At 44.6% G+C, this 20,904-nt stretch carries 26 protein-coding genes and 1 riboswitch; of the genes, 18 read left to right on the top strand and 8 right to left on the bottom strand.

What is annotated here, in order from left to right:
- Positions 1 to 6 precede the first annotated feature (6 nt).
- Positions 7 to 951: an NAD-dependent epimerase/dehydratase family protein gene (locus tag DCO16_RS09105; RefSeq protein WP_173943354.1), complete on the top strand. Its 945-nt coding sequence runs from the start codon at positions 7 to 9 to the stop codon at positions 949 to 951.
- A 65-nt stretch (positions 952 to 1,016) separates the two neighbouring features.
- On the opposite strand, the gene htpX is transcribed toward DCO16_RS09105, so the two are convergent.
- Both htpX and DCO16_RS09095 read right to left on the bottom strand, forming a co-directional pair.
- On the bottom strand, positions 1,017 to 1,898 hold the full coding sequence (htpX, locus tag DCO16_RS09100; RefSeq protein ID WP_173943353.1) for a protease HtpX: 882 nt from the start codon (positions 1,896 to 1,898) through the stop codon (positions 1,017 to 1,019).
- 145 nt (positions 1,899 to 2,043) lie between these two features.
- Positions 2,044 to 3,021, bottom strand: a complete 978-nt coding sequence (locus tag DCO16_RS09095) for an alpha/beta hydrolase family protein (protein ID WP_173943352.1) — start codon at positions 3,019 to 3,021, stop codon at positions 2,044 to 2,046.
- Positions 3,022 to 3,290: 269 nt separating this feature from the next.
- A riboswitch (glycine riboswitch) is annotated at positions 3,291 to 3,396 on the top strand.
- A 59-nt stretch (positions 3,397 to 3,455) separates the two neighbouring features.
- Between DCO16_RS09095 and DCO16_RS09090 the strand changes: the two genes are divergently transcribed.
- The 4 genes from DCO16_RS09090 (at position 3,456) to DCO16_RS09075 (ending at position 5,094) form a co-directional block, all read left to right on the top strand.
- Positions 3,456 to 3,644 (top strand): hypothetical protein, encoded by a 189-nt coding sequence (locus DCO16_RS09090; protein ID WP_173943351.1) that lies wholly within the window; start codon positions 3,456 to 3,458, stop codon positions 3,642 to 3,644.
- Between the two features lie 127 nt (positions 3,645 to 3,771).
- Positions 3,772 to 4,131 (top strand): phosphate-starvation-inducible protein PsiE, encoded by a 360-nt coding sequence (locus tag DCO16_RS09085; protein WP_217426654.1) that lies wholly within the window; start codon positions 3,772 to 3,774, stop codon positions 4,129 to 4,131.
- 40 nt (positions 4,132 to 4,171) lie between these two features.
- The gene (locus DCO16_RS09080) at positions 4,172 to 4,894 is read left to right on the top strand and encodes a class II aldolase/adducin family protein (RefSeq protein ID WP_254598033.1); all 723 of its coding nucleotides are present in this window, start codon (positions 4,172 to 4,174) and stop codon (positions 4,892 to 4,894) included.
- A gap of 17 nt (positions 4,895 to 4,911) precedes the next feature.
- Entirely contained in the window at positions 4,912 to 5,094 is a 183-nt protein-coding gene (locus tag DCO16_RS09075) for a 4-oxalocrotonate tautomerase (protein ID WP_173943349.1), read from the top strand.
- 12 nt (positions 5,095 to 5,106) lie between these two features.
- Here the strand turns inward: DCO16_RS09075 and DCO16_RS09070 are convergent, their stop codons facing one another.
- Positions 5,107 to 6,024, bottom strand: coding sequence for a LysR family transcriptional regulator (locus DCO16_RS09070; RefSeq protein ID WP_173943348.1), 918 nt, complete (start codon positions 6,022 to 6,024; stop codon positions 5,107 to 5,109).
- 182 nt (positions 6,025 to 6,206) lie between these two features.
- Here DCO16_RS09070 and DCO16_RS09065 point away from each other — a divergent pair, with 182 nt between their 5' ends.
- From DCO16_RS09065 to cobA, 3 genes are read left to right on the top strand one after another with little or no spacing between them, the layout of a single operon-like run.
- On the top strand, positions 6,207 to 7,922 hold the full coding sequence (locus DCO16_RS09065; RefSeq protein WP_173943848.1) for a nitrite/sulfite reductase: 1,716 nt from the start codon (positions 6,207 to 6,209) through the stop codon (positions 7,920 to 7,922).
- A complete protein-coding gene (locus tag DCO16_RS09060; RefSeq protein WP_173943347.1) occupies positions 7,919 to 8,488 on the top strand; it encodes a DUF934 domain-containing protein in 570 nt (189 codons plus the stop codon). Before DCO16_RS09065 ends, DCO16_RS09060 begins: the two co-directional genes overlap by 4 nt.
- 12 nt (positions 8,489 to 8,500) lie before the next feature.
- The gene (gene cobA / locus DCO16_RS09055) at positions 8,501 to 9,352 is read left to right on the top strand and encodes a uroporphyrinogen-III C-methyltransferase (protein WP_254598032.1); all 852 of its coding nucleotides are present in this window, start codon (positions 8,501 to 8,503) and stop codon (positions 9,350 to 9,352) included.
- Here cobA and DCO16_RS09050 read toward each other — a convergent pair.
- Complete coding sequence (locus tag DCO16_RS09050; RefSeq protein WP_173943346.1) at positions 9,275 to 9,637, bottom strand: sirohydrochlorin chelatase; 363 nt, start codon at positions 9,635 to 9,637, stop codon at positions 9,275 to 9,277. The genes cobA and DCO16_RS09050 overlap by 78 nt on opposite strands.
- 165 nt (positions 9,638 to 9,802) lie before the next feature.
- Here DCO16_RS09050 and DCO16_RS09045 point away from each other — a divergent pair, with 165 nt between their 5' ends.
- Positions 9,803 to 10,471, top strand: coding sequence for a DsbA family oxidoreductase (locus DCO16_RS09045; protein ID WP_173943345.1), 669 nt, complete (start codon positions 9,803 to 9,805; stop codon positions 10,469 to 10,471).
- 73 nt (positions 10,472 to 10,544) lie between these two features.
- Positions 10,545 to 11,147 carry a nitroreductase family protein gene (locus tag DCO16_RS09040; protein ID WP_173943344.1) on the top strand — a complete coding sequence of 201 codons (603 nt, stop codon included), beginning with the start codon at positions 10,545 to 10,547 and terminating at the stop codon, positions 11,145 to 11,147.
- Between the two features lie 96 nt (positions 11,148 to 11,243).
- On the opposite strand, the gene DCO16_RS09035 is transcribed toward DCO16_RS09040, so the two are convergent.
- Genes DCO16_RS09035 through DCO16_RS09025 form a run of 3 tightly spaced genes read right to left on the bottom strand, consistent with a single transcriptional unit; the run spans position 11,244 to position 12,984 of the window.
- On the bottom strand, positions 11,244 to 12,041 hold the full coding sequence (locus DCO16_RS09035) for a hypothetical protein (RefSeq protein WP_217426653.1): 798 nt from the start codon (positions 12,039 to 12,041) through the stop codon (positions 11,244 to 11,246).
- A gap of 19 nt (positions 12,042 to 12,060) precedes the next feature.
- The gene (locus tag DCO16_RS09030; RefSeq protein ID WP_173943343.1) at positions 12,061 to 12,339 is read right to left on the bottom strand and encodes a SemiSWEET transporter; all 279 of its coding nucleotides are present in this window, start codon (positions 12,337 to 12,339) and stop codon (positions 12,061 to 12,063) included.
- Entirely contained in the window at positions 12,340 to 12,984 is a 645-nt protein-coding gene (locus DCO16_RS09025; protein WP_173943342.1) for an LON peptidase substrate-binding domain-containing protein, read from the bottom strand.
- 139 nt (positions 12,985 to 13,123) lie between these two features.
- On the opposite strand from DCO16_RS09025, the gene DCO16_RS09020 reads away from it, so the two are divergent.
- The 8 genes from DCO16_RS09020 (at position 13,124) to egtD (ending at position 19,942) form a co-directional block, all read left to right on the top strand.
- A complete protein-coding gene (locus DCO16_RS09020; RefSeq protein ID WP_173943341.1) occupies positions 13,124 to 13,273 on the top strand; it encodes a hypothetical protein in 150 nt (49 codons plus the stop codon).
- 13 nt (positions 13,274 to 13,286) lie between these two features.
- Positions 13,287 to 14,438: an SUMF1/EgtB/PvdO family nonheme iron enzyme gene (locus DCO16_RS09015; RefSeq protein WP_173943340.1), complete on the top strand. Its 1,152-nt coding sequence runs from the start codon at positions 13,287 to 13,289 to the stop codon at positions 14,436 to 14,438.
- An 85-nt stretch (positions 14,439 to 14,523) separates the two neighbouring features.
- On the top strand, positions 14,524 to 15,564 hold the full coding sequence (selD, locus tag DCO16_RS09010) for a selenide, water dikinase SelD (RefSeq protein WP_173943339.1): 1,041 nt from the start codon (positions 14,524 to 14,526) through the stop codon (positions 15,562 to 15,564).
- 58 nt (positions 15,565 to 15,622) lie between these two features.
- Positions 15,623 to 16,513: a putative selenate ABC transporter substrate-binding protein gene (locus tag DCO16_RS09005; protein WP_173943338.1), complete on the top strand. Its 891-nt coding sequence runs from the start codon at positions 15,623 to 15,625 to the stop codon at positions 16,511 to 16,513.
- A gap of 5 nt (positions 16,514 to 16,518) precedes the next feature.
- Positions 16,519 to 17,298 (top strand): phosphonate ABC transporter ATP-binding protein, encoded by a 780-nt coding sequence (locus DCO16_RS09000; protein ID WP_173943337.1) that lies wholly within the window; start codon positions 16,519 to 16,521, stop codon positions 17,296 to 17,298.
- 14 nt (positions 17,299 to 17,312) lie between these two features.
- A complete protein-coding gene (locus DCO16_RS08995; RefSeq protein ID WP_367652067.1) occupies positions 17,313 to 18,161 on the top strand; it encodes a PhnE/PtxC family ABC transporter permease in 849 nt (282 codons plus the stop codon).
- A complete protein-coding gene (gene phnE, locus DCO16_RS08990) occupies positions 18,158 to 18,976 on the top strand; it encodes a phosphonate ABC transporter, permease protein PhnE (protein ID WP_173943336.1) in 819 nt (272 codons plus the stop codon). Before DCO16_RS08995 ends, phnE begins: the two co-directional genes overlap by 4 nt.
- A gap of 48 nt (positions 18,977 to 19,024) precedes the next feature.
- On the top strand, positions 19,025 to 19,942 hold the full coding sequence (egtD, locus tag DCO16_RS08985; RefSeq protein ID WP_173943335.1) for an L-histidine N(alpha)-methyltransferase: 918 nt from the start codon (positions 19,025 to 19,027) through the stop codon (positions 19,940 to 19,942).
- Positions 19,943 to 19,952: 10 nt separating this feature from the next.
- On the opposite strand, the gene senB is transcribed toward egtD, so the two are convergent.
- Entirely contained in the window at positions 19,953 to 20,903 is a 951-nt protein-coding gene (senB, locus tag DCO16_RS08980; protein ID WP_173943334.1) for a selenoneine biosynthesis selenosugar synthase SenB, read from the bottom strand.
- Position 20,904: the final 1 nt, after the last annotated feature.

Here is a 20,904-nt window from a genome sequence, read left to right as displayed (position 1 = left end):
TATCCAATGAAAATCTTTTTAACAGGAGCCTCCGGTTTTATTGGCAGCCACTTGTTAGGCAGCCTGATCGGGAGTGGCCATGAGGTTATTTGTGCCGTACGCTCCGAGCTTCAGGAAAAAGCGATGCTTGAGAGAGGGGCCCAAGCTTGGCCTGGCGATCTGTTCGATAGTGGCACCTTAGCAAAGGGCTTACAGGGTGTAGAGACCTTCATTCATGCTGCGGGATGCCGCGATATCAGTAGTTCAAAGCAGGTTCTCGATACACAAAATGCGCTGTTAACGCAAGCCGTCCTAGTAGCTGCCGAAGAGGCTGGTGTTTCTCAATTTATCTTTATTGGCGCGGCCTCAGTCGTGATACCGGGGCCTATACCTATGATGAACATCGATGAAACTTATCCCATAATCAATCAGGAATTTTTACCTTACATAAGAAGTAAGGCGCAAGCAGAGCAAATGGTCCTGATTGCCAGAAGTAAAAAAATGAAGACGGTAGTGCTGCGACCTACTTTTGTATGGGGCTCTGGGGATAGTATTGATAGTCTCATTGGTCCAGCAGTAGAACGTGGTCAATTTGGTTGGTTTAGTGGGGGTCGATATCCTTTTTCAGTTTGCTCTGTCATGAACTTATGCGAGGCAGTAGAGAAAACATTGGCTTACTCTGGTACAGAACAAATATTTTTTATTAGCGATCGAGAGCCAGTAGACTTCCGTTCTTTTATATCGGCAAGATTGACTGCCAGTGGATATCCGATTCCGAAATTTACAATCTCAAGACGGCTAGCATGGTGGCTCGCTAGATTTACTGAAAATGGCTGGAAATACTTACCCTTGCCAGGTAGACCGCCATTAGTGCGAGAGATGATTTGCCTAATGGGCTATCCCTTTACGGTGTCGATTCAGAGAGCAGTAAAAGAGCTTGGTTATGAGGCAACTCAAAAATATTCCCCTTAGCATTGGGGCATATTTTTTCTATAAACTTACAGCAAGGGTTACTAGCAAAGCCTCAAATTTTCACACTACATTCGGCGCAGAGCCTCAATACGATCCGCAAGTGGTGGGTGACTCATAAACAATTGTTTTAGTCCGCTGCCCATTCCGCCAGAAATTCCAAAGGCTTCTAACTGTTCAGGTAGATGCGGCTGATTAGATGATTTTTGCAAACGCTCTAAGGCGCTAATCATCTTTTGCTTACCTTCTAAATGCGCCGCTCCTGCATCAGCGCGATATTCACGGTGACGACTAAACCACATCACGATTGCGCTGGCCAATATGCCTAGTACTAATTGCGCAATGATGGTAGTTACCCAATATGCAGGACCATGACCACGCTCTGTTTTAAAGACGGCGCGATCAATGATGTGACCAACTACTCTGGATAGGAAAAACACAAACGTATTCACGACACCCTGTATGAGTGCCAAGGTCACCATATCACCATTGGCAACGTGGCTGACTTCGTGGGCCAACACAGCCTCTACTTCATCACGCGTCATACCGTTCAGTAAGCCTGTACTCACGGCCACTAAGGCATCGTTACGAAACATACCCGTTGCAAATGCATTGATGTCAGGCGCATCGTATATCGCTACCTCTGGCATACCAATGCCTGCAATGCTAGCCTGTCTTTGGACAGCACTCAGCAGCCATTGCTCACCCTCATTGCGGGGTTGCACAATGACATAAGCCCCAGTGGAATGTTTAGCCATCGATTTAGACATAGCCAAGGAAATGAAGGAGCCTGTCATACCTACCACTGCCGATAGCATGAGCAAAGCGGGTAAGTCGAGACCAATACCTTCTTGATCCAGAATCTGACCAAGACCGAAAATATTAATAATGATGGTGATCACCAACATAATGGCAATGTTGGTTACTAGAAATAGAAAAATACGCTTCATGCTAATAGGCTCCTTAGATCCTCAAACTGCGAAATACGCTATAGATTGATGCTACGCTATTGTTAAAACCCCTATTTTACCTAGGCATATAAAGCGTGCTCATGAGCAAAGAGGCTTCTACCTCAGTGCTGTCTAAATGCCTTATTTAAGCGACTACTTTAAATAAAATGGCTTTGTGACGTTCAGACCAATCAAGGATGTCCGAATCTTGCTTACGCGTAATCTGCTTTAAGAAACCCAGACTCAACTCTTGGGTGGCCTCTTTTATTTGTTGATTCAGAACGGCGCCACCGGTATTTGTGCGATCCGTGAAAATACTATGGGTACCCCCTTCAAATACCACCAGGGACTTCGTTTTACTGCCAATGGCATCAAAAATTGCGAGTCGATCTTCATACCCACTGTAGTACCCAGGAATGCGAATCGTATCCTCAGTGGCTGTCACATGCAAGGTAGGAATAGCAACAGATTCTAGTATGGTCGATAGGGCTGTTTGCCCATAAAAGGGCGGCGTAGAAATCAGAATAGCTGCTGTGATGCGCGGGTCACGCAAATCCATAGGGGCCCCGTTGCGATGAACGCGTGCGCCCGATGTCAGTAAAGCGGTATTAGATCCATAGGAGTGCCCAGCGACAATCACATTTTTACTATCAATGGCGCCACCTAATGGACTATCTAGTAAGCGTGTTAGAGCAAAACGGAGGTCATTGGTCCTGGCAATCGCCTCTTGTTCTTGGGCAGCTTCCTGCAGCCGGGATACTAAGCTAAACAGGTTTCCAAACCAAATAGAGCGATCACTGCCGATGTGCTGAACATGCATACTGGCAAAGCCGTTACTGGCCCAGTAGCGACCGAGATAGGTATAGCCCAAGCGTGAGCCACCAATACCATGAGAAAAAATAACCAATGGAATAGGCGCAGAGTTTTCGGTAGCCATAGGCATATAGAGGCGGACGGGTACCAGGCGATCGCGCGCAGGATCAACCCAATCTTGATCGTGAATGCTAAACCTGTCAGTGGATCCAAAGCTCGGGCTGTGATGTAGTGCGAGAGCAGGAATGGCAATAGAAGAGGAGGTAGCGATTGCCCGCCTCAAAAATGCTCTTCTAGATTGATTCATCATCACACCATTTTATCGTGCTGTGCCTTTTATGCGAAGCTTCATTTAGCCCTGAGAGCAAGATGGGTAGTGTTCTAGCTCACTTTCAGTGCGTATGATTCACTCTCGGATTAGTTCAAATTATGAAAAATAATAAAGTTTTAAATACTTCTGTCCTTAGCGTCTTCTAATGTGATATAAATTACCCATATACAGGAGAGAGAGGTTTACCTCCACCGAAGGCGCAAACTCCCATGAACGCTCAGGTACCGCAAGGAAAGTACTGTATAAATTAAACGCCGTCTGGAGAGTCATCACTCAGCTGATGCGCCGAAGGAGCAAATATTGGGTTAGTGCCCACATATGAATCTCTCAGGTACCGAGGACAGGGGGAGCGGCAACCGTGATTGAATGCTTGCTATTGCCTTTCAAGACGCGGGTCGTTTATTGGGACAAACATGACTAAGCAATTTGTTAAAGAAGCGCCATATCACCCTGGGTATGAAGATGCTGTATTTCAGGACGTCAGCTCACCAATCATGGCAGAGCTGACACGATTGAGAAAAGACCGGGATCGATCCCTCAAATTTTCTGAGGCAATAGTCAATTACTGTAGTTCTGCAGAAAACCAGATGCCGACACGATAAGTGGAAGCTCAGTATCGCTAGTAAAGATAGCTGTCTCCGGGCAGCTATTTTTTGGCTAATTAGCACGCAGATGCTTTGATTCTGATAAGCTTTATCTATCTTACCGATGAGAAATAGGGGGAATACCGTGTTTGTAAAACGCCTGATAGATACAACAGAAAAAGGTTTCTTAATCATCATTGCCCTATTTACTGTAGGCGCCATGGCGCAAGAAGTTATGTTGCTGATTGAGTTACGTAAGGTAGAGCTCAAAGACCTCTTGTTGATGTTCATTTATGCCGAGGTGCTCGGTATGCTGGGCGCGTTCTATAGTAGCCACCGCATTCCCATTACCATCCCTCTATTTATTGCTATGACTGCATTGAGTAGATTGATCATCCTGCAAGGCAAGGATGGCGATCCCTCGATTCTTCTTTATGAGAGTGGTGCCATCTTAATGATCGCGATCTCCTGTTGGGTCATTAATAGATTACGTGAACGAGAATAGAGGTCTGCCTAGATAGTCTTTTCAGTTGATGGAAAAAGAAATGACAGCCCATATTTCTGCACAGGAGCAGAAAATTCGAGAAGATCTCGCCACCGCCTATTGTTTGGCTGCTAAGTTAGGCTGGGGCGATGGCGTTTATACCCATATATCCGCTGCACTGCCTCAGGAGCCTGGGGCATACCTCATCAATCAATTTGGTTTGCTGTTTCATGAGGTGACCCCCCAAAATTTAGTGAAGGTGAATACGCTTGGGGAGATTATCTCGGGTACTGGCCCAGTAAATCAGTCTGGGTTCGCTATTCATGGGGCTATTCATACAGCACGAGCAGATGCCCAATGTGTTTTGCATTTGCATGTAGACGCGGTGATTGCGGTATCGGCTCAGAAGCAGGGCCTACTTCCTATGTCACAACATGCCTTACGCTTTTATGAAGATGTGGGGTATCACGAGTATCAAGGTTTAGCGCTTTCGGCAAACGAGCAAGATGCACTAATCCAGAATCTAGGAAATAAAAAAGTACTCTTATTGAGAAACCACGGCAGCGTGATTTGTGGATCCAGCGTTCAGCAGGCTTTTTATTTAATGGATGTATTGAGCAAGGCCTGCACAATTCAGTTATTAGCAGGAAATGTGGATCATATAACGCTCCCCAGCCCTGAAGTCTGTGAGCTGACCTATCATCAACTCTGTGCTGACGGAGAGCAGGAGGGTCAAATAGAATGGCCAGCCTATCAGCGTTTGCAGCATTTATTAAGTCAATAATTTTTGGGAGAGATAAGATGCCTTTAATTCAGATTCAGCTATTTGAAGGACGTTCTGATGAAGTCAAGCGAGAATATGCGCAGGCGATTACTGAGGCGGCTGTGAAGATTATGGGCTGCTCTGCAGACTCGGTCGATATCATTTATCAAGATGTCAAAAAATCAGATTGGGCTACCGCAGGGAAGATGTGGAGTGATTAGCTGGTTGTAAGCTTATTTACCAGCTGGCATTCCTTTCCACCATTCGCCTTTAAATTGAGCCTGTAGCCAGTCAATACACTGACTTACTTTTGTAGGCACATGCTTTGGTGAGGAATACACCGCATGAATCTCTTGTTCTGGAATAGACCAGTCTTCCATAATGGGCGCGAGTATCCCATCGTTGATGGATTGATGCGCCACATAGCAAGGTAGTACAGCTATTCCCATACCTGCTCTTGCAGCCGCTAAGATAGAGGATAAATTATTAGAAGCAAACGGCCCTTGGACTTCAATATTTTTAGCTTGTCCACTCTGATTGGTAAAGCTCCAACGATGATCGCCTTGCACTGTTGAATACACTAAGGCTTGGTGATCGCGAATATCCTCAGGCGTATTGGGTGCTGCATGAGTCTTGATATAAGTAGGACTGGCCACGAGCATCCAGGGATTGGAGCCTAAGAGTCGAGAACCTAGGGAGGAGTCCGGTAAGCGCCTCATCCGAATGGCAAGATCCACGCCTTGTTCAATGAGATTGATGTAGCGATCATCCATATTGAGGTTCACCTCAAGCTCAGGATGATGGGACATGAAATCTAGGATGGTCGGTGTCAGCACGCGTCTTCCAAAAGCAACCGATGCGCTGATTGTGAGTCTACCCCTGACTTTGGATTGCGATAGGGTGGCTAAATCATCGGCCTCTTCAATTTCTTTTGCGATGACTTTGCACTTTTCATAGTACAGCCTGCCAATTTCAGTCGTGGTGACACCGCGCGTACTGCGATGCAGTAAGAGCACACCCAAACGCTTTTCAGTGCTAGCAACAAACTTCGTTGCTGTCGGTTGCGTCACCCCTAAATCCTCAGCAGCTTTACTAAAAGAGCCGGTTTCCACTACGCGGATAAATAAAGCAATGCCCTGTATGCGATCCATAAATAGATTTTTTATGCCATAAAAGTTCATTTTTACACTATTCCATGGCGGAATACTAGGTTCTGGCTATAGGTGTTCTTAGGCTAATGAAAAGGCCCCCTAGTTCTATATATCAATTTAGTTATATCAAGCTGATTATTCAGTATTTGTTGAAATAAAGACGGCACATGACAATCCTCGTTATGTATAAATATGACAAGATTGACCAAACCCTGGTGGACCAGCGGGTTTCTCAATTTAGAGATCAGGTGGCAAGGCGTCTGAGTGGCGACTTAGCGGAGGATGAATTTAAGCCCTTGAGGCTGCAAAACGGCCTTTACCTTCAGCGCCACGCCTATATGTTGCGTGTAGCTATACCGTATGGCTTGCTGAGCTCTCAGCAATTGAGGCAATTAGCCATGATTGCTGAAAAGTATGATCGAGGTTATGGGCACTTTACAACACGCCAAAATATTCAATTTAACTGGGTTACCTTAGAGGACACCCCAGAAATTCTTGCAGAGCTGGCCAAAGTTGAAATGCATGCTATTCAAACATCGGGTAACTGTATTCGTAATATTACGAGCGATGCCTTTGCTGGTGTTGCTAGCGATGAATATATTGATCCTCGCCCCATTTGTGAGCTACTGCGTCAATGGTCAACATTACATCCAGAGTTTGCACACTTGCCACGTAAGTTCAAGTTTGCAATTAATGGTGCTAAAGAAGATCGTACTGTGCTCCTTTGTCATGACGTAGGTATTGAGTTAAAGAAAAATAGTACGGGAGGGCTAATTGCTGATTTGTATGCTGGCGGAGGTATGGGCCGCACACCCATATTAGGATCATTGATCAAGTCAGCCTTACCATGGCAAGTCTTACCCAGTTATTTGACCGCGCTGCTAAGGGTATACAACCGCTTTGGCCGTCGTGATAATCTGTATAAAGCTCGGATCAAAATACTAGTCAAAGCTTTAGGGCCGGAAGAGTTTGCGCGCCAAGTAGAAGGTGAGTGGACTCACATTAAAAATGGTGACGATGACTTTAGTCAAGCTGAATGGCAACGGGTTGCTCAGCACTTTACAAAGCCGACTTATAAAGTGTTGTCACATTTCAACAGTACAAAATTAATGGCTATCGCACCGGAAGCAGAAAAGCTTACATTTGCTCGCTGGCTTGATCGCAACACCAAGCCACACCAAGTGCCAGGTTATGTCAGCGTAGTGCTGTCTCTGAAGCCTCATGGGACAGTGGCACCGGGGGATGCAACAACTGCGCAGATGTTGGCGATTGCCGATTTAGCAGATCGATATAGTTTTGGTGAGTTGCGTGTTACGCATGAGCAAAATTTAGTCCTCGCGGATGTGGAGCAGGGCCAATTATTTTCTTTATGGCAGGCTGCAAAAAAACAATATGTAGCGCTCCCCAATATTGGCTTACTAACCGATATTATTGCCTGCCCTGGCGGCGATTTTTGCTCTCTTGCAAACGCTAAATCACTTCCTATTGCTAAAGCAATTCAGGAGCGATTCGATAATCTAGATTACTTATTTGACTTGGGTGACATTTCTTTAAATATCTCAGGTTGTATAAACTCTTGTGGACATCATCATGTTGGCAATATTGGGGTGCTTGGAGTGGATAAAGATGGTGAAGAGTGGTATCAAATTACTCTGGGTGGTGAACAAGGTCATCATGCTGCGATTGGTAAAGTAATTGGCCCATCCTTTGATGCAAGTGAGATTCCCAATGTCATCACAAAGATCATCAATACTTATGTTGAAAAACGAATCGATGGAGAATCTTTTATTCAAGCCTATCGTCGCATGGGGATAAGTCCTTTTAAAGATGCAGCCTATAAAAACAGTAAGAAAAAAGATCATGCCAAGGCTACTTCTTTACTTGAGGGTATCTCATGAGTAAAAAGGATCAAATCCTGGTATTCCCAAAAGAGGGAATACCTACGCTAGTGTCAAATGATTGGCATATTTGGTATGGTGAACAAAAGGGCGGTACTTGGACCAATCCAGAATGGGGTGCTCAGAAAACGCTAGTACCATTTTCTTGGTGGTGCATTCATAGTGATTCACACCCTGAGGACACTGAGCTCATGAGCCGTGCTCAACAAGGGCAGATCGGTGTTTGGTTTGCTGCAGATGATGATGTCTTGCAGCATGCTGACATGATCCAAGTTAGTAAATCGCTCTGGTCAGTTGTAGCAGTACATTTTCCTATTTTTAGAGATGGTAGAAGCTTTAGCACGGCGGCATTATTGCGAGATCGTTTTACTTGGCATGGAGAGATCAGAGCTATTGGTGATGTCTTGATTGATCAACTCTTACAAGGGGCTCGCGTTGGCTTGGATGCTTTTGACTTGCGATCAGATCAAGATATCGAGACTGCTCTTAGGCAATTTGATTTATTTTCAGTGACTACCCAGAATAGCTGGCGCAGTAAGCGGACGCTTCTCGCATCTTATGCTTAAGTTAATAAAAATATGATGACTAGAAAATTAACTCATCCCCCCCTTTTAGGTACAGTCTATCTTGTTGGCGCTGGGCCCGGTGCGGCAGATCTGATTTCCGTTCGCGGCGCCAGACTCTTAGAGCAAGCAGACATTGTGTTTTACGATGCCCTAGTGGAACCAGAGATGTTGGAGATATGTAGTCAGGCCAAGTTAATTCCTGTAGGTAAACGCTGCGGTAAACTTTCTTCGGTACAGCAATTTATTAACAAAAGATTGGTGGATGCAGCTAAACAATATGCAGTGATTGTGCGTTTAAAGGGCGGTGACCCTATGCTTTTTGGTAGAGCAGATGAAGAGCTGCAAGCCCTAAGAAATGCGGGTATCAAAGTCGAGGTAGTACCCGGTATTACCGCAGCTTTAGCGGGTGCAGCCGCTATTGGCCAATCACTTACATTGCGTGGCGTTAGCAGGAGTGTCGCGTTTGTGACGATGGCACAAGGGGATGACAATGTGTTGCTAGGTCAGCCCATAAGTCAACCATCCGCTGATACCTTGGTCTATTACATGGGTCGCAAAGATGCCGTGAAGATTGCTAGTCAACTATTGGCTACAAACGTGCCGCAGCACAGAGCGGATACAACAGTACATATTTTGGAGGCAGTGAGCACCTCTAGGGAGAGGCATTGGTCTAGTACTCTAGGTGAACTAGCACTAGGAAAAGCAGATGCATGGTTTGATAGTAGTTCGCCGGCACTGATTATGATTGGACAGGCTCTCAAGTTATCCCATCAGATGGAAGACTGCCTAGAGCCTTTTAATGCCAAACTCAACAATAGCTTGCAAGATAGTCTCATCTTCTCCGACAGCAGGCGTTGCGCTTAACTGTATCTGAGGATATTTTTGTTGACAGGCGTCTAACAAAATAGGGAAGTCATTGCGCAAATGACCACCTTGACCAAAAAAAACGGGCACGATCATGATTGAATCAGCCCCTTGTTGGCTTAATGTGGCTACCGCATCCTCTAGTGAGGGTTGCATCATTTCTAAAAAAGCGAGTTCTACTAGAGTGCCGGGGTTTTGCTCAGTCCATAGCACTTTGAGACGATCAAAAGGTTCTCGCCAACGTATATCGCGAGCACCGTGGCCAAACAATATCAGTGCTTTCATGAGCTATTTCTTATTAAAAGGATTGTTTGATATTACCTGTAAAAGGCCTCCATAGCTATTGCATTAAGGATTTAAGTAGGGGTGTTGGTAAGCCTAGCCCATCACTAGAAATTTGTTTTATGATTCATGAATCATTATCACCATCCCCAGTCAAGAGAAGATCCTATGCAAACTAAGTTAAAAATTGATTTTGTCTCCGATGTGGCATGCCCCTGGTGTGCTGTTGGCTTAGGTAATTTAACGCAAGCCATTGCGACGATAAATGATAAAGAGTCCATTGAGTTACATTTTCAGCCATTTGAATTAAACCCCACCATGCCCCTCGGCGGACAAGATGCGATGGAGCATTTAACGCAAAAGTATGGACTGAGTGAGGCGCAAGTAAGCTCCAATCAAGCGAACATTCGCGCTAAAGCAAAAGAAGTGGGATTTGAATTTCATCCTGATGGTCGCAAGCGGGTGTACAACACTTTTAATTGCCATCGTTTGCTTTATTGGGCATTACAAGCGTACGGTCCAGCTGCACAATATCGCTTAAAGCGAGAACTCTTACGTGCCTACTTTGAAGATGTTAGCAATATGGATGAGGCGGAAACGCTCTTATGTGCAGTGGATAGAAGTGAGTTAGATCGTGCTAAAGCACTGGAGATCATCAATAGCAAGCTTTACGAAAATGAAGTCAAGTTATTAGAGACTCACTATACGGATGAAGGTATTAGTGCAGTACCTGCCGTCATTCTGAATGATCAATATCTAATCTCTGGAGCTCAGCCTATAGAGGTATATCAAGAAGCTATTGCCCAGGCACTGAGTGAGGCTTCGCCGTCTGAGTGAGCAGCGTAGTCTTTTATTAAGAAAATGAAGACCAGTATGCTAAGCTCAAATTCTATTTACACAGGACATCATCATGGATACATTTGAAGCAATTCGCCAAAGAAGAGCCATTAAGGCCTTTGACCCCACTTATCAGATTAGTAAAGTAGAGCAAGATCAATTAATTGATTTGGCAATGCAAGCCCCATCTTCATTCAATATTCAGCATTGGAGATTGGTCAATGTAACAGATACCGCTCTGAGAGCGCAATTGCGTGAGGCGGCATTTGATCAGGCGCAGGTGACTGAGGGCTCCTTACTATTTGTAGTGTGTGCCGACATTAAGGCTTGGGAAAAAGACCCGCAACGATATTGGACCAATGCGCCAAAAGAAGCGCAGGACATTTTGGTGCCTTGGATTAATCCATTTTATTCTGGCAAAGAGCAATTACAGCGTGATGAAGCGATGCGCTCAGTCGGCATCTTGATGCAAACCATGATGCTCTCTGCTAAAGCGATGGGTTATGACTCATGCCCAATGGTGGGATTTGATTTTGACAAAGTTGCGAAAATTATCAAATTACCTAAAGACTATGCAGTAGGTGCCATGCTAGTCATTGGTAAAGGTATTAAGCCTGCATGGCCAAAGCCTGGCTTTATTTCTTCAGCCGAAATGGTAGTAGAAAACCATTTCTAAAGTACGCTGCTTCATAAAAAATCCCCGTCATAGTCATGCGGGGATTTTTTATTGCTTAAGTTTGCTTAAGTTTGTTGAAGTTTGCCTTAGTTGACTTTAGTTTACTTGGCTAGCCATCCACAACGCATCTATCTTCGCCAGCTCGGTGCGAGACAAGCTAGCGACGTGTTCCCAATAGCGCCCCGATTCAATATAGTGCCCCAGTATAGTTTCTGCATCTAATGCGCCCTTTACTAGAGAGGCATCAAACTGCACTTGTACCGCATGGAGCTTCTCTTCAACATCTAAATTAGTGATACCTTCTAATTGCGCAATGGATACCCGTGGAAATGTTAATCTCGAAGTGAGTTGATCGCTCAGATTAACGCAGAGACAATTCTGTTGCGCTGCAAGCACTAGTAGCCTCTGTGATTTAGCCTCTAGAGACTGCAATGTCACATCATCTCGGAGGGGGTCTGGTGCACCAAAGCCGTAAAAATGGGTTTGCTTGCCATCCGCTGGATAGACCATGTCACAGCCAATAAAGGCCATCACATCAGGCTTGAGTTTTCCTAAAACCCAATAGGCTGTCGTAAAGGCCATAGTGCCGCCTGCATAGACAAAGCCACCATAAGCATTTTGTGTGGGCACAAAATCTTCCGCAACAATCAATTGCTGATTTGCGGCAATCTCTTTGGGTACATTCTCCACAGGGAAGTCTTCTGGATAGACTAGGTAATCCCAATCTTCCCGAATGCGCCAGGCATTATTAATGGTTACCAGGGTATGTGCTTGCTTGCTGATGGACTGGTAGCGAATAGCATCTTTTGCACTGCCGATCACGATCACAATTTTTGGTATTTTGGGGGTGTTCATAAGGTCTTTACTAATCATTGCCAGCAATGATACTGCCATTGATTGTAGGGGGACTCTTCTAGTACTGAGTTTCTTTTGTCTGGCGCATATGCTGAATTTTCAAATACAAAATCGTTGCAGATAGTCCCAAGGTAATGATGTTCGCTACTATGATAGGGCTGCTATCGATACGTATGCCGTAAATGATCCAGAGAATCACACCAATACTAAAAGCAGAATACATGCCTAATGAGATGCCCGAGAGATCTTTGGTAATAATGGAGTGGTAGGTTTGTGGAATAAAGGCTGCAGTAGTCATACTTGCCGCTATAAAACCCAGTAAGTTATCGAAATCCATTTAGTGAATCACGATCTTTCTTAAATCATCATCTTCTATGATCTCAGTAATTAAATCGAGTCGTATTCTTGGATTGATTTGGCCTAGCAAGTGATTCTTTTGCTCCAGGGAAATGGGCAGCAGTTCAGCAAGACGATTGGCTACCCAGCCGCAGTCATCAATCTTATAGGGCTGCTTAAAAGGAGCATCCCCAAGCAGATCCTCGTTTTTAATCACGGCAATAATTTCTTCTAAGAGGGCGCTAATACTTTGATGCTCTTGCGGTATCGGTATGAGGGGATCATTTTCTAGTAGTTCAATTTCTCCCATCCATAATCCATCGGGCTCTTGCTGAGTAGATAGAATCTTGAAGCGCTGGGTTCCCAGTGATCTGGTCATGTAGAGGGCGGGCTGAATGGGATCAAAATCTTCAATCTGCGCCAGCGTACCAATACTTGAAAAAACCACCGGCGCATCTTCACGCTCAGGGTCGGCACTTTGAATGATGCTCACCACGCCGAATTCAGTCTTTTCACGCATACAGCGCTTAATCATATCGAGATAGCGCGCCTCAAAAATCTTCAGGGCAATCACACCCCCCGGAAAAAGAACGGTGCCCAAAGGAAATAAGGGTACTTTTTGCTTTGGTGAGGTAATTTTTGACATTTATCTAATTTAAAGGATTTAAATAGTTTTTGCTGAATCGTTGCAAAATAGACCCTTCATTTAACTGTAAAGCCTCATCCTCAAATAAAATTTGAGATGTAAACAATCTCGATTTGATACTCATCACAAGGAACATATCATGATTAAAACTCTTCGTATTAAAGTTGCACGTTGGATTTTAGGCAACTATTGCCCCTGTTATCAAATGGGTCATCACCCGATGGTGGATTTTCAGCAGAGAAGTGCAGACGCCTTAGCAAAATCAAAAGAGCGTACTAAGTCGCTATAGCTTTTTCTTTGGTATGCATTCTCAATTAGCCTCTCTTACTGCAATACCTGACCATCATACTTACGGGCCGCAGCCTGATCGGATGGTTTTGAGGGGATGGTTCACTCAAAGCAATACCATTACACGAGGTATTCTCAAGAATCTACAGTCTGGACAAGAGAGTGTTCCGCAGCGAGATATATTAAATCCCCCGCTATGGGAGTTCGGGCATCTCACGTGGTTTCATGAGTTTTGGGTTCAGCGTAAAGGGCAGGAAGCACGGCCATCTCTATTAGCTGATGCAGATTATTTATTTAATTCATCTGACATAGCGCATGCAGATCGATGGAAGATTACATTGCCAGAGCTCAGTACTTTGCTGGACTACAACCAGCGTGTGGTCAATCAAACCCTCACTCTGTTGAATCACTCCTTGAGTCCAGAAGACACATACTTTATTCAGCTAGCTATTTTTCATCAGGATATGCATAACGAAGCATTTGCATATATGTGGCAGACCTTAGGCTATGCGCGCCCATTTGAACCATATTCTAAGAAAAATTGTCTCACCAGTGCGTCAAATTCTTATATTGATTTTTCAGAGTCTGTCTTTCTGGCGGGCTCTCAAACAAATACTGGATTTCTGTTTGATAACGAGAAATGGCAGCATCCCATTCATTTGAACCCGTTCTCTATTTCCAGTCATGCAGTCAGCAATGCAGATTATCTAGAATTTGTGAAGGCAGGTGTACTGGGCTCAGAGATGCCTGCGCATTGGAAGTGTGAGGGCGGATGCTGGTACCAGCGCACTTTCAATGAGTGGATTGAGCTCGATATGCTGGGTTCTCTTCGACATATTTCTTATCAAGATGCGCTACGCTACTGTGATTGGCGTGGCGTGAGATTACCTACTGAGCATGAGATGACTTTCATGATGTCTCAAGATATTCAAAAATGGCAATCTTCTGATGTGTGGGAGTGGACTAGTAGTGCTTTTCTCCCGTTCCCTGGATTTTCAACAGATCCTTATGTTGATTATTCGCAGCCATGGTTCGATGGAACGTATCAGGTATTGAAGGGATGGTCAGCCTATACGCCAGAGCGATTGCGTCGACCTGCTTTACGTAATTTTTATCAGCCGCATCGAAGTGATCATTTTTGTGGCTTTCGCACATGTTTGCTCTAAATTGAGTAAGCTAACTCTTTTCCAAGGCAGAAATACCCTTTCTACCTTTCATCCTTCTTTTTAATATTGGCTCAGTCCCCTATCTATGTCTTATAACGGTCGTCTTACCTCTCTCTCACACGGTGGTGGTTGTGGCTGCAAAATTGCACCGGGTGTCCTAAGTGACATTCTGAAAGCCTCTCCTATTCGCAATATTCCTGCTGCTTTATTGGCAGGTTCCGATAACAATGAGGATGCAGCGGTCTATCAAATTAATGAGCATCAAGCGATTGTGGCGACTACCGACTTCTTCATGCCGATTGTGGATGATCCGTTTGAGTTTGGTCGTATTGCCGCAACCAATGCGATTTCAGATATTTATGCCATGGGGGCACAGCCGCTCTTCGCACTCGCTTTGCTGGGTATGCCTATTAATGTACTGCCTCTCGAAGTCATTCAGCAGATTACTGCGGGCGGCGAATCGGTTTGTACAGATGCGGGCATCATGATTGCTGGCGGCCACTCCATTGATACTGTTGAGCCAATATACGGCTTGGTAGCGATTGGCATCGTAGATCCCAAAAAGCTCAAACGTAATAATGGTGCCAAGGCAGGCGATAGCATCATCTTGAGTAAACCGCTAGGTGTCGGTATTTTATCTGCGGGTCTGAAACAAGAAAAACTCTCTGACGCTGGTTATCAAGAGATGATTGCCTTGACAACCAAATTAAATAAGCCTGGAGTAGCGCTCGCTCAATTGGATGGCGTGCATGCACTCACTGATGTCACAGGATTTGGTTTGGCTGGACATCTTTTAGAGTTGGCAAGGGGTGCAAAACTAGAGGCTCGCTTAGAGTGGGATGCTATTCCAGTAGTGGAAGAGGCAGTACAGCTCGTAAAAACAAATATCTTTACTGGTGCCTCTACACGCAATTGGCTTGGCTATGGCCATGAAGTGACGTTAGCGAGTCATCTTGGCCTATGGCAGCAAAATCTATTGACTGACCCCCAAACGAGCGGTGGATTATTAATCTCTTGCGCGCCGGAGGCTGAAGCTGAGGTGCTGGCTATTTTGCAAGCTGGTGGATTTGCCAGTGCTCAAAAGATTGGTAGCTTTGTAGCGGGCTCGGGCTTATCTGTTTTGTAGTTCAGAATTATTTACTTTTAGCTTCTCTTTTCCCATTTAGCTTCTCTTTAAGAAAAATATGACATCACCATTGATATCCTTAGGTAAAAAAACTTTACTGAGTACTTTTTTAGCATTCAGTCTGCTGGCTGTAACCAGTTTGCAGGCCCAACCTCAACCTCAAACTACACTTCGCATCACAGCGCTTCCTGATGAGTCACCAACAGAGTTACAGCGTAAATTTAAGCCCTTAGGAGAGTACCTCGCTAAGGAGACTGGTATGAAGGTTGAGTTCACTCCTGTTACGGACTATGCTGCTGCAGTTGAGGCTCTAGCGAATAATAAAATTGATTTAGCTTGGCTTGGGGGTTTGACTTATATACAAGTTAAGCTCAGAACGAATGGTGCTGCTAAACCGATTATTCAGCGAGTTGAAGATGAAAAGTTTACAAGTGTGTTTATTGTTCCTGAAAATAGTAACCTGAAGACACTAGCTGAATTAAAAGGTAAGTCCATTGCATTTGGCTCACCATCTTCTACTTCAGGGCATTTAATGCCACGCTTTTTCCTGATTCAGGCAGGTGTTAATCCGGATAAAGATTTTAAAAGCGTTGCATTTGATGGTGCACATGATGCTACCGTAGCATTTGTGGGTAGCGGCAGGGCAGATGTCGGTGCATTGAACTCATCAGTATGGGAGAAGCTCAATGAAGCCAAAAATCCTAATGCTTTAAAGTCAAAAGTATTGATGACGACACCGCCGTATTACAACTACAACTGGACTGTACGAGGTGATCTCGACCCTGCGGTAGTCAAAAAAATTACAGATGCATTTTTAAAACTGAATGTGAATAATCCAGCGCAAAAAGAGTTAATGGATTTACAGCGCGCTAGTAAGTACATCCCTACCAAGTCTGAAAACTATGATGGCCTTGAAAAAGCAGCACGTTCAGCTGGGTTGATTAAGTAGTTACTGTGGCTTTTATAGTTCAACAATTAAGCTTTGAGCATGCTAATGGAACGCGCGCACTAAAAGGTGTTTCATTAGCAGCAAAATCTGGTGAATGCATTGCCATCATTGGGCCTTCTGGCTCTGGAAAAACGACATTGTTAAATATGTTGGCTACTGGACTAAAGCCCACAACAGGTATGGTTGAGATTGACGGTACCAACCCTTGGTCGGCAAGTAAAAAAGTATTAAAAAACCTACGAGCTAATATTGGTTTAGTCCATCAGTCACCACCGATTCCCTCTCGCCAAAGGGTCATCACGGCTATTTTGGCTGGGCGCTTGGGTCAATGGCCTCTATGGAAATCGATTGTTTCTTTAATTTATCCAGTTGATATAGAAGGACCGCAAGCTTGCCTCGAGCGCTTGGAGTTGTCCGATCGACTCTTTGAGCGCTGCGATTGTTTATCAGGTGGCCAGCTTCAACGGGTTGGGGTAGCCAGGGCGTTATACCAGGCGCCAAAGCTCTTATTGGCTGATGAACCGGTGTCCGCTATGGATCCTGTTTTATCAGACTTAACCATTCGTCAGTTAATCGAAGAAGCTCACTCTAGGGATGCTACTTTGCTAGCTAGCTTACATGCAGTTGATATTGCGCTTCGATGGTTTCCACGAATTATTGGCATTCGAGATGGCGAAATTGCGTTTGATTTGCCTGCGTCTGAAGTAAGCGAGAGTTTGCTAAAAGAGCTCTACTCTTCTGAGATGGGCATACTGCCTAAGCAAGATAATCTACTGACTGCCTGAACCAAAGCTTTACTGTGGCCCCCATTTCAACATCTCGTCCTGCCTCTCATTATCTTTTAGATCCTGCAGCGCCTTATCGCTTTTTGGCTGTAATTATTGGGTTCATTATTTTGTGGCCTATGTTGCAGTTGGCCCAATTTGAACCTGCGCGCTTATTTGATCCAGGCAATATTCAAAGGCTGAGTGATTTTTTAGTTCACTTTTTTCCGCCCAATACTGAATCTGAATTTTTGCATTTTGTCTTTAAGGCAACTGTGGAGACATTAGCAATGGCAACAGCAGGCATTGCTTTAGCGATGATTATTGCCGTTCCCTTGGGACTCATTATTTCTTATAGTCTTTCTATTTCACGAATTGGCCCTACTTCGGATCACCGACTTGCTCAGGGCGTCCGATTCCTTGCGCGAATGCTCATGCTCGTTTTTCGTGGAATTCCTGAAATTGTTTGGGCTTTATTGCTAGTGAGAGTATTCGGTTTGGGACCTATTGCAGGCGTCTTAGCGATCGCTATTACCTATGGTGGTATGTTGGCGAAAGTCTACTCCGAGATTTTAGAGTCTGGCAACACCCTACCGGCAAGAGCCATCTTACTATCTGGAGGCGGTCGCTTTACTGCATTTTTATACGGGCTACTACCTGGTTGCGCTCAAGAGTTAGCGTCTTACACCGTATACCGCTGGGAGTGCGCTGTGAGGGCTTCAGTGGTGATGGGCTTCGTAGGTGCAGGTGGATTAGGCCAATTAATGGATCAATCTATGAAGATGTTGAATGGGGGTGAGGTGTCTACTATCCTCATTATTTTCCTGGGCCTAGTCCTATTAGCTGACTACATGAGCCTAGTGATTCGAAAGCAACTCGAATGACAACGCCAAACAATATTGCTATTAATAGACAGCCTGCACGTCAGTTTTGTCTAAAATGCTTACTCACTTTACTTTGTATTCTTTGCCTAGTCATTTTTAGCTTTATTTATTTGTCTTTAAACCCTGCTGAATTGTTTTCTATGGAAGCAATGAAAAATATCACTCGCTTTGTGAGTCGATTTTTTCCACCAGACGTATCAAGAGAATTTTTAGAGAAGATTTGGAATGGCGTCCTAGAGACTTTAGCGATATCGGCTTTAGCTACTTTAATTTCAGCCATACTTAGTATTGGTATCGCACTTCCGGCTGCAGGTCGATTTGGTCCTGTTGCAAAAGCCTTCACACGGTTTTTCTGTAATTTTCTCCGCTCTGTTCCAGAGTTAGTGTGGGCAGCATTAATGGTGCTGGCAGTAGGGCTAGGACCTTTTGCTGGAGTATTGGCTTTGGTGTTGCATACCACCGGTGTATTGAGCCGCTTATTTGGTGAGTCCTTAGAAAATCAAGCTCCAGCAGCAAACAATGCCTTGATCTTATGCGGCGCAGGAAGAATCAGTGCATTTCTATATGGCACCTTACCGGGCGTAGCCCCTCAACTTCTCTCCTATACCCTCTATCGTTGGGAAATGAATATACGTATGGCAACGATTCTAGGTTTTGTAGGCGCAGGGGGCTTAGGTCAAATGCTGTATTACGAATTATCTTTGCTACGTGAGCCTCAAACCTCGACAGTCATTATTGCTATGTTGCTATTGGTGGTATTGGTGGATGCTATTAGCAATCGATTACGACGCATACAGATGCATAGTCTAGGATAGCCTGTCAGCGGCTCGACACTTGATAAATCAATACTTCAATAAAACAAAATGAACACTGCAATCACCCAAGAAATTACTTCTGGCTTAAATGCTAGTCCTCCCTTTATCTCACCAAAGTTTTTTTACGATGAGATTGGCTCACGTTTATTTGAGATCATCACCTTACTCGATGAATACTATCCAACGAGGACAGAGCGTGCCATTATGGCGACCTATCAACAGGCAATTGCTTACGCAGTGGGTGATTGCGAAGTCCTGTTGGATCTAGGTGCTGGTAATTGTGCAAAGGCAAGTGCCTTGTTTGATTCCTTATCTCCAAAACAATACCGTGCGCTAGATATCTCCAAAGAGTTTTTGGAGTCTGCCGTTGCAGATTTGCAAAAGCGCTTTCCTAGTATTGAGATGGTGGCACAAGCCTATGATCTGAGCCAGCCATTAGCATTTCCAGATTTGCAGACTAAGAGAAAAACGTTTTTTTATCCGGGTTCATCGATTGGTAATTTTGACCCGGACCAGGCCCAGAAATTTTTTCGCAATATTGCGCAAGTCTGCGATGGATCTGGAGGCTTATTGATTGGGGTAGACCTCATTAAAGACAAAGAGGTGCTTCATAGTGCTTACAACGATAGCTTAGGCATTACGGCTGCTTTTAATCTGAATGCTTTGCTACACATTAATCGGATGGTTGGTAGTAATTTTGATTTACAGAATTGGGAGCACTACGCTTTATTTAACGAATCCCAATCCCGAATTGAAATGTATCTGCGTACGCTGCATTCGCATACTGTGCAGTGGCCTGAAGGTGCAAGGAGCTTTAAGGCCGGCGACTTAATTCATACAGAAAATAGCTATAAATATACGACGGCTGATTTTACAAAGATGTTATTAAGTGCAGGGTTTAAAAGTACGCAAACTTGGAGTGATGACAAAGGGTACTTTTTAGTATGCTACGCCAGCGCAGAGTAAGCCCCTAGACTTAAGGCAACACCTGTTTTATGAGTGATTGGATTGAGCTGAATTCAAAATCAGGACGTACATAATTTTGCCGTAATTGAATTTGTTTTTCCAAAGACCGATAAAAACGGGGTTCTGTTTCTGCCTTTTGTAGGACAGCAGCTAGGGCCTTAGCATTGCCAACAGGGAAATAGCCTAAGTAGTCATCTCCAAGTAAGCCACGGTTTCCTGGAATATCCGAGGCAATCACAGGAACGCCTATGGCGATCGCTTCTGAAACCACATGTGCCCCGCCTTCCATCAGGCTAGAAATGACCATCACATGGCTTTTGCTCAAGTACTGCAAGGTCTCGGCATGGCTTTTTTCTCCCAGCCAGTGATAGCGCGCTAGCTGAGTGCTATAACCTTTTGCAAGGGCCTTCATCTCAGGGTTCATTGACTTGCCAAGGTGGATCACTTTTATCTTGCTTGAAGGGGTGATGTCTTGAAGGCTGCGAGCGGTGCAAAAAGGATCTTTTTCTGCGCGAAGATGCCCAATCACGCTGATTAAAAAATCACGCTTTAACAGTGACTTGCGTTTAATAGCCTTTACTGACTGATAAATCACCAGCGTTTTTGCTTGCAGTTTTTTGGGAATAGATTGCATGGCTGAGGGTTGTAATAGAACAATCCTATTAGCAAGTTCCATAGACTCTAAAACTTCTGGACAGTTTGCCATATCTCGATATAGATCCGTTCCAGTCATGATCAAAATAATGGGCTTATCAGGATGGGCATTCTTAAAGCGCTGGATAGAGTCATGACTACGGTAGGCATGCAAGGCAATCAGCATATCACGATTTTTTCCTGACCAACTCTCCGATATAGCAACTGAATGACCTTGTTGTTCGATGAATTTTCCCCAACGCAGAGCGGTGATACGGTTGCCATGTAGACTGCCAGGCGCGGCTGGTGTGACGATTTCAATATTCATT

The organism is Polynucleobacter antarcticus, assembly GCF_013307245.1.
In the GTDB taxonomy this organism is placed as follows: Bacteria; Pseudomonadota; Gammaproteobacteria; order Burkholderiales; family Burkholderiaceae; genus Polynucleobacter; species Polynucleobacter antarcticus.
The sequence above is the reverse complement of the archived record's forward strand: the minus strand, read 5'-3'. Positions and strand labels throughout refer to the sequence as shown.